At 45.2% G+C, this 252-nt stretch carries 1 protein-coding gene; it reads right to left on the reverse strand.

The genetic code is table 11. The features are described 5' to 3' along the window. Nucleotides 1-252: putative Ig domain-containing protein (locus KIH23_RS13910; protein WP_213214057.1), on the reverse strand; the 252-nt coding region annotated here is incomplete at both ends.

Below are 252 nucleotides of genomic sequence, written 5' to 3' on the forward strand. Positions count from 1 at the left end.
AAGTTGAAGGCGCCACATCGTTCACGGTAATCGAAATTCCAAATGAAGTTGATCCGCCGGAATTGAAGGCCGTTACGGTATAAATCGAAGTTGCAGAAACCTCAGTTGGCGCTCCTGAAATCACACCTGAAGTTGTATCAAAAGATAATCCCGAAGGTAAAGCCGGCGCGATGCTAAACGAAGTCACATTTCCTGAGAAACTCGGAACTAAATTCACAATCGAACTTCCTACGGTAAACACATTCGGCGAGT

This window comes from Flavobacterium sp. CYK-55 (assembly GCF_018413465.1).
GTDB lineage: Bacteria > Bacteroidota > Bacteroidia > Flavobacteriales > Flavobacteriaceae > Flavobacterium.